This is a genomic window from Nocardia sp. NPDC050710, from assembly GCF_040654375.1.
Classification (GTDB): domain Bacteria; phylum Actinomycetota; class Actinomycetes; order Mycobacteriales; family Mycobacteriaceae; genus Nocardia.
The window spans coordinates 24,748-40,971 of the sequence record NZ_JBFAHV010000033.1 but is presented as its reverse complement, the minus strand read 5'-3'; the positions used below and the strand labels follow the sequence as shown (position 1 = coordinate 40,971).

Annotated in this window: 15 protein-coding genes; 9 read left to right on the top strand and 6 right to left on the bottom strand. The window is 66.7% G+C overall.

The features are described from left to right. The first annotated feature begins 25 nt into the window (after positions 1-25). The 3 genes from AB0H61_RS35575 (at position 26) to AB0H61_RS35565 (ending at position 4,218) form a co-directional block, all read left to right on the top strand. Positions 26-2,176, top strand: a complete 2,151-nt coding sequence (locus AB0H61_RS35575) for a 3-hydroxyacyl-CoA dehydrogenase NAD-binding domain-containing protein (protein WP_357312381.1) — start codon at positions 26-28, stop codon at positions 2,174-2,176. Positions 2,177-2,321: 145 nt separating this feature from the next. Further along, positions 2,322-3,425: an esterase-like activity of phytase family protein gene (locus tag AB0H61_RS35570; RefSeq protein ID WP_357312378.1), complete on the top strand. Its 1,104-nt coding sequence runs from the start codon at positions 2,322-2,324 to the stop codon at positions 3,423-3,425. Positions 3,426-3,540: 115 nt separating this feature from the next. Further along, the gene (locus tag AB0H61_RS35565) at positions 3,541-4,218 is read left to right on the top strand and encodes a hypothetical protein (RefSeq protein ID WP_357312376.1); all 678 of its coding nucleotides are present in this window, start codon (positions 3,541-3,543) and stop codon (positions 4,216-4,218) included. A gap of 3 nt (positions 4,219-4,221) precedes the next feature. Here the strand turns inward: AB0H61_RS35565 and AB0H61_RS35560 are convergent, their stop codons facing one another. Further along, the gene (locus AB0H61_RS35560) at positions 4,222-4,671 is read right to left on the bottom strand and encodes a MarR family transcriptional regulator (RefSeq protein WP_357312374.1); all 450 of its coding nucleotides are present in this window, start codon (positions 4,669-4,671) and stop codon (positions 4,222-4,224) included. Positions 4,672-4,792: 121 nt separating this feature from the next. On the opposite strand from AB0H61_RS35560, the gene AB0H61_RS35555 reads away from it, so the two are divergent. Both AB0H61_RS35555 and AB0H61_RS35550 read left to right on the top strand, forming a co-directional pair. Then, positions 4,793-5,173 (top strand): SgcJ/EcaC family oxidoreductase, encoded by a 381-nt coding sequence (locus AB0H61_RS35555; protein ID WP_357312371.1) that lies wholly within the window; start codon positions 4,793-4,795, stop codon positions 5,171-5,173. A 192-nt stretch (positions 5,174-5,365) separates the two neighbouring features. Next, positions 5,366-8,965, top strand: a complete 3,600-nt coding sequence (locus tag AB0H61_RS35550) for a protein kinase (RefSeq protein WP_357312369.1) — start codon at positions 5,366-5,368, stop codon at positions 8,963-8,965. Positions 8,966-9,022: 57 nt separating this feature from the next. Here AB0H61_RS35550 and AB0H61_RS35545 read toward each other — a convergent pair whose 3' ends face one another. Then, a complete protein-coding gene (locus tag AB0H61_RS35545) occupies positions 9,023-10,339 on the bottom strand; it encodes a class I SAM-dependent methyltransferase (RefSeq protein ID WP_357312366.1) in 1,317 nt (438 codons plus the stop codon). Beyond that, positions 10,336-11,778, bottom strand: a complete 1,443-nt coding sequence (locus tag AB0H61_RS35540; RefSeq protein WP_357312364.1) for an FAD-binding oxidoreductase — start codon at positions 11,776-11,778, stop codon at positions 10,336-10,338. The genes AB0H61_RS35545 and AB0H61_RS35540 overlap by 4 nt, the downstream gene beginning before the upstream one ends. Before the next feature lie 257 nt (positions 11,779-12,035). Between AB0H61_RS35540 and AB0H61_RS35535 the strand changes: the two genes are divergently transcribed. Then, positions 12,036-12,470, top strand: coding sequence for an SRPBCC family protein (locus tag AB0H61_RS35535; RefSeq protein ID WP_357312361.1), 435 nt, complete (start codon positions 12,036-12,038; stop codon positions 12,468-12,470). 73 nt (positions 12,471-12,543) lie between these two features. On the opposite strand, the gene AB0H61_RS35530 is transcribed toward AB0H61_RS35535, so the two are convergent. The 3 genes from AB0H61_RS35530 to AB0H61_RS35520 all read right to left on the bottom strand — a co-directional run bounded on the left by AB0H61_RS35530 (position 12,544) and on the right by AB0H61_RS35520 (position 14,362). Next, a complete protein-coding gene (locus AB0H61_RS35530) occupies positions 12,544-12,894 on the bottom strand; it encodes a VOC family protein (protein ID WP_357312359.1) in 351 nt (116 codons plus the stop codon). A 10-nt stretch (positions 12,895-12,904) separates the two neighbouring features. Next, positions 12,905-13,726, bottom strand: a complete 822-nt coding sequence (locus AB0H61_RS35525) for a MerR family transcriptional regulator (RefSeq protein WP_357312356.1) — start codon at positions 13,724-13,726, stop codon at positions 12,905-12,907. Between the two features lie 69 nt (positions 13,727-13,795). After that, positions 13,796-14,362, bottom strand: a complete 567-nt coding sequence (locus AB0H61_RS35520; protein ID WP_357312353.1) for a hypothetical protein — start codon at positions 14,360-14,362, stop codon at positions 13,796-13,798. Positions 14,363-14,577: 215 nt separating this feature from the next. Between AB0H61_RS35520 and AB0H61_RS35515 the strand changes: the two genes are divergently transcribed. From AB0H61_RS35515 to AB0H61_RS35505, 3 genes are all read left to right on the top strand, one after another. After that, the gene (locus tag AB0H61_RS35515) at positions 14,578-14,919 is read left to right on the top strand and encodes a YbaB/EbfC family nucleoid-associated protein (RefSeq protein ID WP_357312351.1); all 342 of its coding nucleotides are present in this window, start codon (positions 14,578-14,580) and stop codon (positions 14,917-14,919) included. A 12-nt stretch (positions 14,920-14,931) separates the two neighbouring features. Continuing rightward, positions 14,932-15,540 (top strand): recombination mediator RecR, encoded by a 609-nt coding sequence (recR, locus tag AB0H61_RS35510; RefSeq protein WP_357312349.1) that lies wholly within the window; start codon positions 14,932-14,934, stop codon positions 15,538-15,540. Between the two features lie 64 nt (positions 15,541-15,604). Continuing rightward, positions 15,605-16,222 carry a LysE family translocator gene (locus AB0H61_RS35505; RefSeq protein ID WP_357312347.1) on the top strand — a complete coding sequence of 206 codons (618 nt, stop codon included), beginning with the start codon at positions 15,605-15,607 and terminating at the stop codon, positions 16,220-16,222. The last annotated feature ends 2 nt before the right edge of the window (positions 16,223-16,224 follow it).

Genomic DNA, 16,224 nt, shown 5'->3' with positions numbered 1-16,224 from the left:
ACAGAATTCAAGGAGACACAGAGCTGTGAGCGAAACCAACATGATCGGTTGGGAGCAGGATTCGGACGGCATCGTCGTTTTGACGATGGACGACCCGAACCAGGGCGCCAACACGATGAACGAGCTGTACAAGACGTCGATGACCGCGACCGTCGAGCGGCTCGAGGCCGAGAAGGACAACATCACGGGCGTGGTGCTGACCTCGGCGAAGAAGACCTTCTTCGCGGGCGGCGACCTGAAGAACATGATGAAGGTCGGCCCGGAAGACGGCCAGGGCCTGATGGACGAGCTCGGCGCCATCAAGGGTGCGCTGCGTCGCCTCGAGCAGCTCGGCAAGCCGGTCGTTTCCGCGATCAACGGCGCCGCGCTCGGCGGCGGCCTGGAGATCACCCTCGCGACCCACTACCGCATCGCGGCCGACGTGCCGGGTGTGCAGCTGGGTCTGCCCGAGGTCAGCCTGGGCCTGCTGCCCGCCGGTGGCGGTGTCACCCGCACCGTGCGCATGCTCGGCCTCCAGGGCGCGCTCATGCAGGTGCTGCTGCAGGGCCAGAAGTACCGCCCGGGCAAGGCCAAGGAAATCGGCCTGATCAACGAGGTCGTCGGCTCGATCGAGGAGCTGGTCCCGGCCGCCAAGGCGTGGATCAAGGCCAACCCCGAGGGTGGCGTGCAGCCCTGGGACAAGAAGGGCTACAAGATCCCCGGTGGCACCCCGTCCACCCCGGCCTTCGCGGCGAACCTGCCCGCCTTCCCGGCCAACCTGCGTAAGCAGCTCAAGGGCACCAACATGCCGGCTCCGCGTGCCATCATGGCCGCGGCGGTCGAGGGCGCGCAGGTCGACATCGACAACGCGTCGCTGATCGAGTCGCGCTACTTCGTCGGCCTGCTGACCGGCCCGGTCGCGAAGAACATGATCCAGGCGTTCTTCTTCGACCTGCAGTCGATCAACAACGGTGGTTCGCGTCCGAAGGACGTGGCCAAGCGTGAGATCAAGAAGATCGGCGTGCTCGGCGCGGGCATGATGGGCGCGGGCATCGCGTACGTCTCCGCCAAGGCCGGCTACGAGGTCGTGCTGAAGGACGTCACCATCGAGGCGGCCGAGCGCGGCAAGAACTACTCCGAGAAGATCGAGGCCAAGGCCCTCTCGCGTGGCAAGACCACCGAGGAGAAGTCCAAGGCGCTGCTGGATCGGATCACCCCGTCCGCCGACGCGGCCGACTTCAAGGGCGTCGACTTCGTCATCGAGGCCGTCTTCGAGAACACCGAGCTCAAGCACAAGGTGTTCCAGGAGATCGAGGACATCGTCGATCCCGACGCGCTGCTGGGCTCGAACACCTCGACCCTGCCGATCACCGGTCTGGCGACCGGCGTGAAGCGCGAAGAGGACTTCATCGGCATCCACTTCTTCTCGCCGGTCGACAAGATGCCGCTGGTGGAGATCATCAAGGGTGACAAGACCTCCGACGAGGCGCTGGCCCGGGTGTTCGACTACACCCTCGCCATCAAGAAGACCCCGATCGTCGTCAACGACAGCCGTGGCTTCTTCACCTCGCGCGTGATCGGCACCTTCGTCAACGAGGCGATCGCCATGCTGGGTGAGGGCATCGAGCCCGCCACCATCGAGCAGGCCGGTCAGCAGGCGGGCTACCCGGCCGCGCCGCTGCAGCTGTCGGACGAGCTGAACATGAAGCTCATGCTGAAGATCGCCAAGGAGACCGAGGAAGCGATCGCCGCGGGCGACGCGACCATGGGCCGCAAGCGGCACCCGGCGATCGACGTCATCGAGTACCTGGTCGGCGAGGGTCGTCCGGGCCGTCTCGAGAAGGCCGGCTTCTACGAGTACGACGAGAACGGCAAGCGCACCGGTCTGTGGCCGGGCCTGCGTGAGCACTTCAAGACCACGGCGGACTTCACCGTCCCGCTGCAGGATCTGATCGACCGCATGCTCTTCATCGAGGCGATCGAGACCCAGAAGTGCTTCGACGAGGGCGTGCTGACGACCACCGCCGACGCCAACATCGGCTCGATCTTCGGCATCGGCTACCCGGCCTGGACCGGTGGTGTGCACCAGTTCATCGTCGGTTACCCGGGCGGCCAGGAGGCCTTCGTGGCCCGCGCCGACTACCTCGCCGCGACCTACGGCGAGCGTTTCGAGGTTCCGGCCTCGCTGCGCAAGTAGGCAGGTAGCAGCAACGGCAGAGCCCGCTGTCGCGTTCCGCGGAGAAATCCCGGCGCGGCGGCGGGCTTTCGCCGTTTTCGGGTCCGGTACAGAGTTCCGGCGCCGTTCATTTCCCGGCCCGCGGACTTGGCTACGGTGATCAACCGTGGCACGGCGTGGACAGGCGAGACGGGCGTTGACGGTAGCGATATGCGCGGTCGCGCTCGGGTCTGCGCCCGCCGCGACCGCCGCACCCGAGGATGCGCCGATCCGGTTGCTCGGCGAGCGGGTGTTGCCCTACCACCTGGACTTCCGTGGCACCACGGTCGGCGGCCTTTCCGGCATCGACTATTCGGCGCGCACCGGCGAGTACATCCTGATCAGCGACGACCGATCGGAGCGGAATCCGGTCCGGATCTACACCGCCCGGATCGGGGTGGACGGTACCGGTCTCGGCCAGGTCGAATTCACCGGAACCCGGCCGCTGCTGACCTCGGCGGGCCGCACTTACCCGGCGAAATCGGTGGATCCCGAGGAGATTCGGGTCGATCCGTGGACCGGGGACTACTACTGGACGCAGGAGGGCGAGCGCGACGAGGCGGTGCTGATCGACCCCTCGGTCCGGATCGCCCGGCCCGACGGCGCTTTCGCCGGTGAGCTGCCGATCCCGGAGAACGAACGGATGCGGCCGAATTCGGGCCCCCGATGCAACGGCGTCCTGGAGGGCGCCACCTTCGTGGCGGGCGGCACATTATTCGTGACCTCGGTCGAGAGCCCGTTGTCGCAGGACGGACCGGAGGCGACCACGACCTCGGGCGCGCTGTCCCGGATCACGGTGCAGGCCCGTTCCGGTCCGTTGCTGGCCCAGTACGCGTATCCGATGGATCCGGTCTTCGCCGAATCCCGGCCCGAGCCCGGCCGGGGCGGCAACGGTATCGCCTCGATCCTCGCGGCCGACCCGCTCGATCCGACGAAACTTCTTGTGCTGGAACGCGCCTTCGTGGACGGCGTCGGCAACAAGATCAGGATCTACGAGGCCGACCTCGCCGGTGCCACCGATGTGCTGGACGCCCCGCTCGCCGCCGCCCGTCCGGTCACCAAGCGCCTGCTGGTCGATCTCGCGGATATCGGTCTGGGCGCCATCGACAATGTCGAGGGTATGACCTGGGGTCCGCGCCTGGCGTCGGGCGAGCGCACGCTGATTCTGGTGAGCGACAACAACTTCAGCGAGAAGCAGATAACGCAGATCATCGCGCTCGCCGTCCGCTGACCGAACCGCGCCGACCTGCGCCGCGCGCGCGTTCGCGCGGCCGACACACCCGACTCGGCCGGGTGTCGGGTCGGTTGCGAGACGCGGGAGGGTGGCGCGATGCGATGATTCCCTGGTGACTCAGTGGCTTCCGCTCCTCAGCTCGCTCATTGTTGCCGGCGTCGCGCTCGTGGGCGTCCTCGTCAACAACCGCACGAATCGTGACGCGATCACCGCGGCCGACGAGCGGAACCGGATCACCCTCGAGAACGCGCAGCGCAGCACCGAGCTCACGAATGCGGCCGCCGAGCGTCGCGAACGCGATCAGTGGCGACGCGATTCGATTCTGGCCGCCGTCTCCTCGGTGCTTGCGGTCTCCGAGGAGGTGCGCGAACAGCTGGGGTCGTGCGCCCATTGGAACGCCGAGGACGCCGAGGAAATCGACGCTGTCGGCGAAGCGGTCGAGCGGATCATCGAGGGGTGTGGCGTAACCGTCAGCAGGTTGCGGGTGCTGTCGAACAAGAAGATCCCCAATCGGTGTGAAGATCTGTTGCGCACGTTGACCGCCGCTCAGAACATCACCTTGCAGCGGCTGAAGACCGAACTGGATGACGATCCGAGCAGCAAGGAAGTCCTCGACGTCCTGACGTTGTGGCATAAGGCCATGGCCAAGACGGTCGAGCAGGAGACGTCGGTCATCTATGCCACTCGCGCGGAGCTCGGGATCGAAGTGCTGAAGGATAAGGACGTGCCTCGGCCTGCCGCGGAACCGATCGCCGAACCGATCGCGGAACCCGTTCCGTCCGGGGTGTAGTTCTCAACTCGGACGCAGATCCTCGGCGGCCTGGTAGAAGGCGTCCGCGGCGCGGGTGAAGTAGTCGAACAGCACCTCGCGTTGTTCGGGTGAGTAGCCCGCCACGATCTCGCCGACGCGGCGGCGAGCCGGGGCCAGTACCCGATCCAATTCCGCTGGTTTGCCGACCAATTCGACGGTGACCTTGCGACGGTCGCCCGGGACCGGTACGCGCCGTACATATCCCGCCTCCTCCAGGCGGTCGATCAGTCGCGTGGTCGGGCCGGTGGTCAGGCCGCTGCGCGCACCGAGTTCGCCCGGGGTCATCGGGCCGCTCAGTTCCAGGATGTTCAGCGCGTAGAGGTCGGTGGCGCCCAGATCCACCGCGCGCGCGCCCGCCTGGCCGTGCATCAGAACCGCGCTCAAGTAGCGGCGATAGATCTCGCTCGCATCGGCACGCATGGGTGTTGACACGGGATACCTCCGGCTCATAATCTCTTCTTAAACGAAGAGATTTCTTGGAAGAAGAAAGATCTTCTAAGAAGGGAATCTACCACGAAGGGCATCCTGAGCAGCACCGACACCACCGCATCGCGTGGCCGACGCCTACGGCGCGGTCTTCACCGAGGACGCCACCTACACCAGCTACCTCGGCACCTACTACCGCGGCCGCACCGATATCGTCGAGGGACACCGCGCACTTTTCGACAGCTTCCTGAAGGACACCCGGCTGGCCGACTCCTTCCTGGATATCCGCTTCTACGGCCCCGACACCGCGGTGGTCACCAGCCGCGGCGACACCTACAAGGGTGAGCGCGAGCAGGCGCGGGATCTGTCCAAGACCCAGACCTACACCGTGGTCAGGCAGGACGGTCGCTGGCTGATCGCCGCCTTCCAGAACACCAAGCGCAGCAATGTCATGGAGCGCTTCTCCTTCCTGTTCTCGCCCGATTCCAAGCCGTCCGCCGAGCGCTGAGACATCTGGCGAGACCGGTGTGACCGGGCGGAAACGACGCCGACATCAATCTCCACCCAACCGACACCGCACCGCGCTACGTTGGAGTATGCGCAGACATATCGGACACCCCGGGGTTACCGCGGGGTGTCCGTCGTCGGCGTTTTCACGATCGCCGGTGACGCCGATTCGATGTGAGTTCGAGGTGGTCACATGAATCCACAGATGCCTTCGGGCCGAACGAGTCCCGGGAAAACCCCGGCCGAATCGAATACCCAGCGCGGCGAGGACCCGGAGTACGAAGCGAATACCCAGCGCAGCGAGCCCATCGCGATCGCCGACGAGCTCGAGGCGATGGGGCTCGCCGGGGCGGTGGAGATCGGCAGGGGCGGATTCGGGGTCGTCTACCGCTGTCTGCAATCGGCCCTGGAACGCGTGGTCGCGGTGAAGGTGCTCTCCTCGGAGATCGACAGCGAAAGCCGCGAGCGGTTCCTACGCGAGGAGCAGGCGATGGGCAGGCTCTCCGGCCATCCGAACATCGTCGACATCCTCCAGGTCGATGTCACGGCCACCGGGTTGCCGTTCATCGTGATGCCGTATTGCACCCGCGGTTCGCTCGAGCGGCTGGTCCGCGAGCAGGGTCCGCTCACCTGGACGGATTCGCTGCGGGCCGGGGTGAAGCTGGCCGGGGCGATCGAAAGCGCGCACCGCGCCCGGATTCTGCACCGCGATGTGAAGCCGGCGAACGTCCTGCTCAGTGGCTACGGCGAACCGCAGCTCACCGATTTCGGGATCGCCCGGATTCCCGGTGGTTTCCAGACCTCCAGCAGCCTGATCACCGGCTCGCCCGCGTTCACCGCGCCCGAGGTGCTCAAGGGTGACGAGCCGACCGTCCGCTCCGATATCTACGGGCTCGGCGCCACCCTCTTCGCCCTGCTCACCGGCCACGCCGCCTATGAGAGGCAGGCGGGGGAGAAGGTGGTCGCGCAGTTCCTGCGGATCACCACCCAGCCGCTGCCGGACCTGCGCGAGCAGGACATCCCGGCCGATGTCGCCGCGGCGATCGAACAGGCCATGTCGCCCGACCCGCGCGAGCGCCCGGAAACGGCGTTCGAATTCGGTGAAATGCTGCGTGCGGTGCAGTTGGAGCACAAGCAGGTGCCCGATGAGATGGCGCTGCTGGATACCACGATCGTGGCGGAGCAGGTCGACGGGTCGCGCGGCGACGGGGAATTGTCACAGCTGTCCACCCGATCTCGGCCCGCGGTGACCGCACGCCGCAGCTGGCCGCTGACATTGCGTCCCGCGGTCTCGCAGCATCCGACCGGGACGGCTTCGGGGTCGACGACCCTGCCGCCCACCGCGGCGACGAAATTCCGTCCGCCGACCCCCACCCGGGAACCGGTGCCGCGCCCCCGGCTGCTGGACACCCTGCGTGCGGGCGGTCGTCGCAGGCTGGCGGTGATCCACGCCCCGGCCGGCTTCGGCAAGAGCACGGTGGCCGCGCAGTGGCGGGCCGAGCTCGCCGCGGGCGATGTCCCGGTCGCCTGGATCGGGGTGGATCACGACGACGATAACGAGATCTGGTTCCTGGCCCACCTGATCGAGGCGATCCGCCGGGTCCGCCCCGATGTCGGCACCGGGCTGGGCCAGGTGTTGGAGGAGCGGCCCGAGGACGCCGTCGCCTATGTCATCTCGACGCTGATCGACGAGATCCACGCAAGCGGGGAGACCGTCGTGGTGATCGTCGACGACTGGCATCGGGTCACCGATCTGGGTGCGCACCGGGCGATGGAGTCCCTGCTGGACAACGGTTGTCACCATCTGCGATTCGTGGTGACCAGCCGGGAGCAGTACGGACTGCCGACCAGCAGGCTGCGGGTGCACGACGAACTGGTCGAGATCGGTTCGGCGGCGCTGCGGTTGACCGTCGCGGAGACGGAACAGATTCTGGTGGAGCGCAACGGGTTCGCGCTCACCGAGGCCCAGGTGCAGCAGATCCACGCGGTCACCGACGGCTGGCCCGCCGCCATCCAGCTGGTCAGTCTGTCACTGCGCGGCAACGCGGATCCGGCCCAGTTGATCGAGAATCTGTCCGAGGGCAGTCACGGCATCCGGGAATATCTGGCGGAGAACGTGCTCGACACCCTGGAACCCCGAATGCTCGACTTCCTGACCGCGATCTCGGTGACCGAGCGCGTCTGCGGTTCGCTGGCCTCGGCGCTGTCCGGCGATAGCGAGGGCGAACTGCTGCTCGCCCAGGCCGAGCAGCGAGAACTGTTCCTCCAGCGCATCGAGCACGATCCCGAATGGTTCCGGATGCAGCCGCTGTTCGCCGAACATCTGCGGGCCAGGTTGGAACGCACCCAACCCGGTCAGCTGAAGGTACTGCACCGCAAGGCATCCCGCTGGTACGCCGAACATCAACTGCTGCGCAAATCGGTCGATCACGCGTTGGCGGCGACGGATCTCAAGCTGGCGCTGGATCTGATCGAGGGCGGCGGCATGGACCTCATCGACGGCTCGCGCCTGGCGACGCTACTCGGCACGGTCTCGAAACTGCCGGTGCAGCAGGTGGCGTCGCGCTCCAAGCTGTTGATGGCGGTGGCCAGGGCGAATGTGAACCTACAGCAATCCAGCGCGGCTCGGACGGCGCTGGGACGGCTGTCGAATATTCTTGCGCGTGGGTCCTCCACCGACGCCGACGTCATCCGGCAGCGCTGCGAGGCGGCCGTACTCGCCGCCTCGGATCAGGTCGCCCGCGATCAGACCGAGGGTGTGCTGGACCGCGTCGCGGATTGTCTGGAACGGGCCGAGGAACTACCCGCCTGGACGGTGTCCACGGCGGCGAATCTGACCTCGTTCGTGCGGCTGTGCGAATTCGATTTCGACGGTGCACGTGAGATCCAGGAGTGGGCGGCGGAGTATCACGCGCGCTCGAAGGATCCGCTCGGCGCGGTCTTCGGACTGTGCGGGCAGGGCGCCGCCGCCTACGAACAGCTCGATATCGCTACCGCGTACCAGTGTTTCCAGCTGGCATGGGAGACCGCGCACACCCGGTCCGGTCCACGTTCGCACCCGGTGCGGGTGGCCGCGGCACTGCTCGGCGAATTGAGCTACCGGCGAGGCGATCTCGACGCCGCCGATCTGCTGCTCGACGAGAGCCACCAGCTGGTGACCCGGGTCGGGCCGGTCGACTTCCTGGTCTCCACCTTCGTGGTCGGCGCGCGGGTCAAGGCGGTGCGCGGTGATCTGCATACCGCCGCCGTCCGGCTGGACGAGGGCGCTCGGATCGCCGCCGACAACAAGCTGTCTCGACTGGCCGCGCATATTCGCGCGGAACGGCTGCGGCTCGGACTGCCCGTGAGTGACGCGGCGGCCGCGGAGCCGGGCGCCGTCCAGCAGACCCATCGGAAGGCGGGCGCGGCCGCGCTGACCGCGGAGGCGGAGGAGATCGCGGGTATCAGGGCATTACTCGCCGAAGGTCAGCTGCGCGCCGATGACCGCGCCGTGCGCCGGGCCCGCGCGCTGCATGTCCGGATGCTCGAACAGAACCGGCCCCGCGCGGAATTGGATTCCGCACTACTGCTCGCCGAAAGCCTGGCCGCCTCCGGCTGGGTGGGCGAGGCCACCGGACTGCTGCTACCGGCCGCGGCCACCTGCGCGGAGCTCGGGTGGACCAGGCCGCTACTCGACGCCGGGCCCGGCGTGGTCGCCATCCTGCGGGTGTTGCGCACCGAGATGCACACGCCGCCGGAGGGTGCGGAAGAGGTGACGTTACCGGCCCTCTTCCTGGAGGAACTGCTGGATTGATACGGCCCCGCCACCCGGCGCGAAGCCGGAGCGACGGGGCCGCGGGTCTGTCCTGCGCTACACCTGCCACCAGGGGCGCAGCGGCAGCCCCGACTCGCCGTTCGGGCCGAGCTTGACGCCGAGCACCTGGTGCAGCTGAACGACATTGCGCTGGAAGCCGAGCCGGCATCCGGCCATATATAGGCCCCACACCTTCGCGGTGCCCTCGCCGACCTCCTCGACGCAGGCGTCCCAGTTGGCGACCAGGTTCTTGCCCCACTCGTGCAGGGTGAGCGCGTAGTGCTCGCGCAGATTCTCCTCGTGCACCACCTCGAGCCCGATGTTCTGGATCTCGCTGATGATGCGCCCGGAACCGATCAGCTCGCCGTCCGGGAATACGTAGCGGTCGATGAAGTCACCGGCTTTGGTGCTGCGCAGGTTGTCCGGGCGGGTGATGCAGTGGTTCAGGAACAGTCCGCCGTCGCGCAGCTTGCTCTTGATGTAGCCGAAGTAGAACGGGTAGTTGTGCACGCCGATGTGTTCGGTCAACCCGATCGAGGAGACAGCGTCGAATCCGCTCTCCGCGATATCGCGGTAATCGGAATGCCGCACCTCGGCCAACTCGGACAGACCTTCTTCGGCGATCCGCTGCTGCGCCCACTCCGCCTGCTCCGCCGACAGCGTCGCGCCGATGACCTTGACGCCGCGCTTGGCGGCGTAGCGGACCATGCCGCCCCAGCCGCAGCCGATGTCGAGCAGCCGGTCGCCTTCCTTCAGCCGGAGCTTGTCGAAGACGAGGCGATACTTGTTCTCCTGCGCCTGCTCCAGCGTCCACTTCTCGTCCTCGTAGACCGCGCAGGTGTAGGTCATGGAGGGACCGAGGACGTACTCGTAGAAGGTGTTCGAGACGTCGTAGTGGTGGTGGATGGCCTCGGCATCGCGGGTCTTGGAATGCCGCAGACCTTCCAGCGCGATGCGCCGCCACCGCGGCAGCGTCTCCTGCGGCGGCGGGGAGACCGGCCGCAGCCGTTCCCAGCCGAGCGAGCGAGCGATGGTCACCAGCGCCAGCGCCGAGGGGCGACGGAACTTCAAGCTGTCCATCGCCTTCAGGATTTCGTACGGGTCGCCGGGGTGTACGCCGGAAGCCGTCATATCACCGGAGATGTAGGCTCGGGCCATGCCCAGGTCGCCGGGCGCCGTGGCCAGGTAATTGATGCCGCGCGGCGTCGTGACGTCCAGCGCGAATTCCGAATCCTCCGGCCCGGTGGCACTGCCGTCGTAGGCGGTGAACCGGATCGGCATCTCGCCGTCGATCAGCGTCTCGAAGATTTCGGCAATGCTGAGCTTGGTTCCGAGATCCGCGAAGACATCGGAACGGTCCTTGAATGTCGTCATTTGCGTTGCACCGCCTTCGAATACAAATCCAGCAAGCGCTGGTCTGGGTCGTAGCGTTTCTTCAGTTCCGTGTACGTACTGCCGCCGTACAGGGCCGAGAATTCATCCTTGTCGTAGTAGGCATCCGAGTACAGCGACTTATGCCCGTCGAAGTCGGTCACGGTCTGCTCGATCGCTCGATTCGCCGCGCCTTCCTGCTGTCCGGGAACAGTGGGGACGGCCGACCAGAAGCCCACGTTCACGTAGGTCCGGTGCGGCTCCAAGGGGTAGAGCGGCCACGTCCGCTCGCTGCCGCTCGCTGCCTGGCCGGTATCGCGCAACCGCAACGGGCACAGCCAGATCGGTTCGATCGGGATCTCACGCAGGAACCACTCGACGAAGTCGGCGGTGCGTTCCACCGGCACCTCGATGTCCTGCACGACCCGCTCGCGTGGCGGGTTGCCCTGGCGGGCCTCCAGCTTGTCGCCGATGTGGTACTTGTGGTCGAGGGCGATCAGCTTCCAGTAGAAGCTGCTGCGCCGGTAGCGCTTCGGCCAGAACCGGCGGATCTTCGGGTTCTGGGTGCCGAAGGCCCGTGAGCACCAGAACCAGTCGGTATCCCAGCGCCACAGATAATCGTGGATGGTCAGCCGGTCCCGCTTCGGTCGCGTGCTGTCGTGCTGGATGGAGCGGTAGTAGATATCCATCCCGGTGTAATCGCTGACCGGGCCGGGCTCGTCGGTCTGCCTGCCGAGGGTGAGATAGCTTTCCCCGGCGGTGAATACGACGCCGTCGAGGTAGTCGACCCGCTCGCCGTCATAGGTCTTCTCGGTGACGATGCGCGCGAGCGTGGTCTCCAGTTCGCGCAGGTCGTGGCAGCGCACATGGCGCAACGCGACATAGGGCTGCACGGCTTCCAGTTCGATCTTCAGCCGGACCGTGTAGCCGAGCGTGCCATAGGAGTTCGGGAACCCGCGGAACAGATCCGAGTACTCACCGTCCGGGGTCGCGGTGATGATCTCGCCCGCACCGGTCAGTACGTCCATCTCCAGCACCGATTCGTGCGGCAGGCCGTTGCGGAACGACGTGGACTCGATGCCGAGGCCGGTCACCGCGCCGCCGAGGGTGATGGTCTTGAGTTGCGGAACCACCAGCGGCGCCAGCCCATACGGCAGGGTGGCCGCCACCAGTTCCTCGTAGGTGGTCATCCCCGCGACGTCGGCGGTTTTGGCCACCGGATCCACCTGGATGACCTTGGTCAGCCCGGAGACGTCCAAACCGGGGGCGGTGTTCTTGGCCCTGGCCCGAAACAGGTTCGAGGTCTTTTTGGCCAATCGGACATCGGCGTTGGCGGGTATGGCCCGATAACTCGCCAAGAGGCGATCCACACCCGCTCGATGCGCGGCAAACCCTGATTCGTGTGCGGCCGGAGTGTGACCGGCCTTCCCCAACAGACTCACTGCCACTCCTCGACGCTAGTACGCACCATGGCCGACAGCCACCGCGAGGCCACCGTCGGAGGAGAAATGTCACGCATATGTTGCAACGGGAATATCGACCGTGGATGACGGTAACGCAGACTCCGTTATGCGATTGGGATCGCATCCCGCATACGCCGCCCATGCCGCGGGTGGCACGGCGCCGACGCCATTCCGATCGGCAGCGCATAGGGTTGGACCCAAGAGCCCGAGCAACGTACCCGGACAAGGAGTTCATCGTGGGACAGGTCAGCGCCAGCAGTTCGATCGCTGTGGCGGCGGATCCGCAGCGCGCCCTCGAGGCCATCGCGGACTACGTGACAGTGCGTCCGCGCATCCTCTCGCCGCACTACCGCGATTACAAGGTGGTCGAGGGCGGCAAGGGCGCGGGCACCATCGCCGAATGGACCCTGCAGGCCACCGAGAAGCGACAGCGCAATGTGCACGCGGTCGTCTCGGTATCGGATTCCATGGTGACCGAACGGGATTCGAACTCCACCATGGTGAACACCTGGACGGTCACGCCGGAGGGCAAGGGTTCGCAGGTCACACTGCGCACCTCGTGGCAGGGCGCGGGCGGTATCTCGGGCATCTTCGAAGGGATCTTCGCCCCGCTCGGTCTGAAGAAAATCCAAGCCGAGGTGCTGGGCAATCTGAAGCGCGAGCTCGAATAGGCGGCAACGGCATCGCATGACACGGCGGCCCGGCACGGTAATGCGTGCCGGGCCGCCATATTTCTCGCCTGCCCTATGCGGCGCCGATATCGAAGAGGTTGCCTTCGGGGTCGGCCAGGGTGGTCCACTTCGCGCCGTACTCGTCGAAATCACCGATACGCACGGCACCCAGGTCGATCGCGCGCTGGATCTGTTCGGGCAGATCGTCGGTGAGCAGATCGAGGTGCACCACGTTCTTGCCCGGATTCTTATCCGGCACCCGGATGAACATCAATGCCGGGGCCAGCCCCGGGCCCTTGCCGACGGTGGCGAACTCCGTGCTCGCCTCCGGATCGACCGGTTGTCCGATCAGCTTCGCCCAGAACCCGGCCAGTGCGGCCGCGTCGGCGCAGTCGAAGGTGATGTGTCCGAGGGACAGGGTCATGACGTCCTCCTTATTTCTCCGGCCGGCCGATGGGCCAGCAGATTTCGGTGATATAGCCGCTCGGGTCGGCGGTGTCCTGCGGGCTGACCAGGTAGACCTCGCGGACGGGCTCGGGCAGTGCGGTGTCGTGCTCGGCGACATGGCTGCCGAGTGCGCCGTAGGTGCGGTCGAAATCCTCGAAGGCGCCGTCGTGCACGGTGATCGCGAACCGGCGGGCGGGCAACTCGATGATCCGAGTGCCCTCCGGTGGTGTGAGCCGGGCATCGGAGGGGATCGGCACATAAGCGACGACTTCACCTTCGTCGTTCTCGAAGAAGGCCATCGAATAGGTGGCCCCGCCCGGCCCCGCGGGGTCGATTCCGGCCGCGGCCAGCGTCTCGTACAGCAGTGCGTACGACGATTCGCAGAAGGCGCCGGTCTCCGATCTGGTGATGGTCGCGCCGATGGCCAGCGCCGCGAATGCGGGCACCGAACGGTATTCGACCGCGATCGGTGCCGCCGAGGTGAGCAGCGAACGCAGTGATGCCACCACATCCCTGGTGCGGATCAACTCCGCCTCCATCCGCGTCAGGTGGGCGCGCAGCGCGTCGTTGCGCGCGTTGTCGTCCGGCGCCGCCAGCACCGCTTTGATCTCGTCGAGCGGCATATCGAGTAGCCGTAGGCGACGGATCAGATGGGCCTGTTCCACCTGATCGGTCGAATAGCGGCGGTAGCCCGAGCCGGGGTCCACCGCCGCGGGTTCGAGCAGCTCGATGTCGTGGTAGTACCGCAGCGTCTTCACGGTCAGGTACGTCAGCCGGGCGAACTCCCCGATGGAGACGGTCGCTGTCATACCTGTCAGCGAACACCCTCCAGTGGGAGGAGAGTCAAGCGGCCGCGTCGAATGACCGCCGGTCGCGCCTCAGGCGAGGGCGAAGCTCAGCAGCAGCGTCGGCGGGGCGGTGTCGCGTCGCCAGGAGAAGCCGAACCACACGCCGGGGGTGATCTCCCGGATTTCGTCGTGGATCTGCGGAGTCGGGGACGGGGCGTAGTTCAGCACCCAGGCCGGCGCGCCGTCCATGATGGCGGGCCCGGCGGAGACGTCGGCCTGCCAGCCCTCGATGCCCGCGCCGGTGATGCGGTTCATTACGTAGCCGCCGTCCGGGCCGGTGTAGAAGGTCTTGCCGATCCAGATGGCCGGGGCCGAGGATTGCAGGTAGCCCGGGCTGATCACCCAGCCGTTCTTCGTGCCCATCGGGACCTCGCCGCGAGGGGCTGCGTGGAAGATCGCGACCTGTTGCTCCAGGGAACAGCGAAATCGCAGCGCATCAATCGTCGCGGCGCGATCGCCGGGATCGACGACGCAGCCGCCGCCGTAATCGGAGGCCGCCGCGTGATCGTCCGCCGTCGCCGCCGGGATACCGAATACACCGGTCATACCCAGGGAAAACACCAGGGTCGTCAGGAAGTTCGCTCGGTTTGTGACCATGCCGTCTCCAGACTCGCCGCACCGATCTCCGATCCGCGTCGATCGTAGGCTCGCGAGAACCTCCGCCGTCGAGTAGCGATGAATCCGTTATCTGTGGGATCGGTGCTCTCGGCCCATTCGGGCGGTGGACGTATGGCAGGCGCGCCCGCGGTCGGAGTGTGACCCGCGGCGTCGATTAGGCTGGACGGCGACACTTTCCGCAGAGAGGACATGCCGTGCAGCCCGGTGGTCAGTTCGATATGCAGCAGTTACTCGCCCAGGCGCACCAGATGCAGCAGGCGGTGATGGAAGCGCAGGCCGAGATCGCGGCCTCCGAGGTCGAGGGCCAGGCCGGTGGCGGTCTGGTCAACGTCACCATCAAGGCGACCGGCGAGGTGGTCGCGCTGACCATCGACCCCAAGGTGGTCGATCCCGAGGACGTCGAGGGCCTCCAGGATCTGGTGATCGGCGCGGTCAACGACGCGATGGCCAATGCCCAGCGGTTGGCGGCCGAGCGGCTGGGTCCGCTCTCCGGCGGGCTCGGCGGTGGCTCGCTGCCCGGTCTGCCGGACTTCTAAAGGGACACACCGTTGTACGAGGGTCCGGTCCAGGATCTGATCGACGAACTCGGCAAACTGCCCGGCGTCGGTCCGAAGAGCGCCCAGCGCATCGCCTTCCACCTGTTGCAGGTGGAACCGCCCGAAATCGACCGGCTCCAGGCCGCGCTGCAGAAGGTGCGCGACGGCGTGCAGTTCTGCGTGGTGTGCGGCACCGTCTCCGATAACGAGAAGTGCCGCATCTGCGCCGATCCGCGCCGCGACCGCACCATGATCTGCGTGGTCGAGGAGCCCAAGGATGTGCAGGCGATCGAGCGCACCCGCGAATTCCGTGGCCGCTACCACGTACTCGGCGGCGCGCTGGATCCGCTCAGCGGCATCGGGCCGGACCAGTTGCGCATTCGGGAACTGCTGGCGCGCATCGGGAATCAGGAGGACGGCGTCGATGTCAGCGAGGTGATCATCGCGACCGACCCGAATACCGAAGGCGAGGCCACCGCCACCTACCTGGTGCGCATGCTCCGCGATTTCCCAGGCCTCGCCGTCACCCGGCTGGCCTCCGGTCTCCCCATGGGCGGCGATCTGGAATTCGCCGACGAGCTCACCCTCGGCCGCGCCCTATCCGGCCGTCGCGCACTGTAATTCGCCCCCGCCGGATCCGGGAATGGGGGTTGCGATCCGGCCGCAGCGGGTTACTGTGCGGGGGATGAGCATCGAGTTCCTGCTGACAACGCTGGTCATCGTCGCTACCCCGGGAACCGGGGTTCTTTTCACCTTGGCGGCGGGGCTGTCGCGTGGGACGCGGGCCAGTGTGATCGCGGCCTTCGGCTGCACACTCGGCATCGTTCCGCATATGATCGCGGCGATCACCGGCCTGGCGGCGCTGCTCAATGCCAGCGCGGTCGCATTCCAGACCTTGAAGTATCTCGGCGTCGCCTATCTGCTGTACATGGCGTGGAACACGTTCCGGGACAAGGGCGCGCTGGCGATGCCCGAGGCGACGGCCGGTCCGGCTCCGTCGGCGCGCAAGGTGATCGTCTCCGCGGTGCTGCTCAATATCCTCAACCCGAAGCTGACCATCTTCTTCTTCGCGTTCCTGCCGCAGTTCGTGCCGACCGGTGCGCCGAACGCGCTGGCTCGCATGATGGAATTGAGCGGGATCTTCATGCTCGCGACCTTCGTGGTGTTCGCGGCGTATGGCGCCTGCGCGGCGGCCGTACGCAACCAGGTCATCTCGCGGCCCGCGGTCGTGACGTGGATGCGGCGGGTCTTCGGCGCGTCCTTCGTAGCGCTCGCGGGGCGGCTGGCGGTGCAGAACCAGTAGGC

Coding starts and splice junctions, on each gene's coding strand:
- AB0H61_RS35520 (WP_357312353.1), bottom strand. CDS start 14,362: ATGGTCACAAACCGAGCGAACTTCCTGACGACCCTGGTGTTTTCCCTG.
- AB0H61_RS35530 (WP_357312359.1), bottom strand. CDS start 12,894: ATGACCCTGTCCCTCGGACACATCACCTTCGACTGCGCCGACGCGGCC.
- AB0H61_RS35525 (WP_357312356.1), bottom strand. CDS start 13,726: ATGACAGCGACCGTCTCCATCGGGGAGTTCGCCCGGCTGACGTACCTG.
- AB0H61_RS35550 (WP_357312369.1), top strand. CDS start 5,366: ATGAATCCACAGATGCCTTCGGGCCGAACGAGTCCCGGGAAAACCCCG.
- AB0H61_RS35505 (WP_357312347.1), top strand. CDS start 15,605: ATGAGCATCGAGTTCCTGCTGACAACGCTGGTCATCGTCGCTACCCCG.
- AB0H61_RS35545 (WP_357312366.1), bottom strand. CDS start 10,339: ATGACGACATTCAAGGACCGTTCCGATGTCTTCGCGGATCTCGGAACC.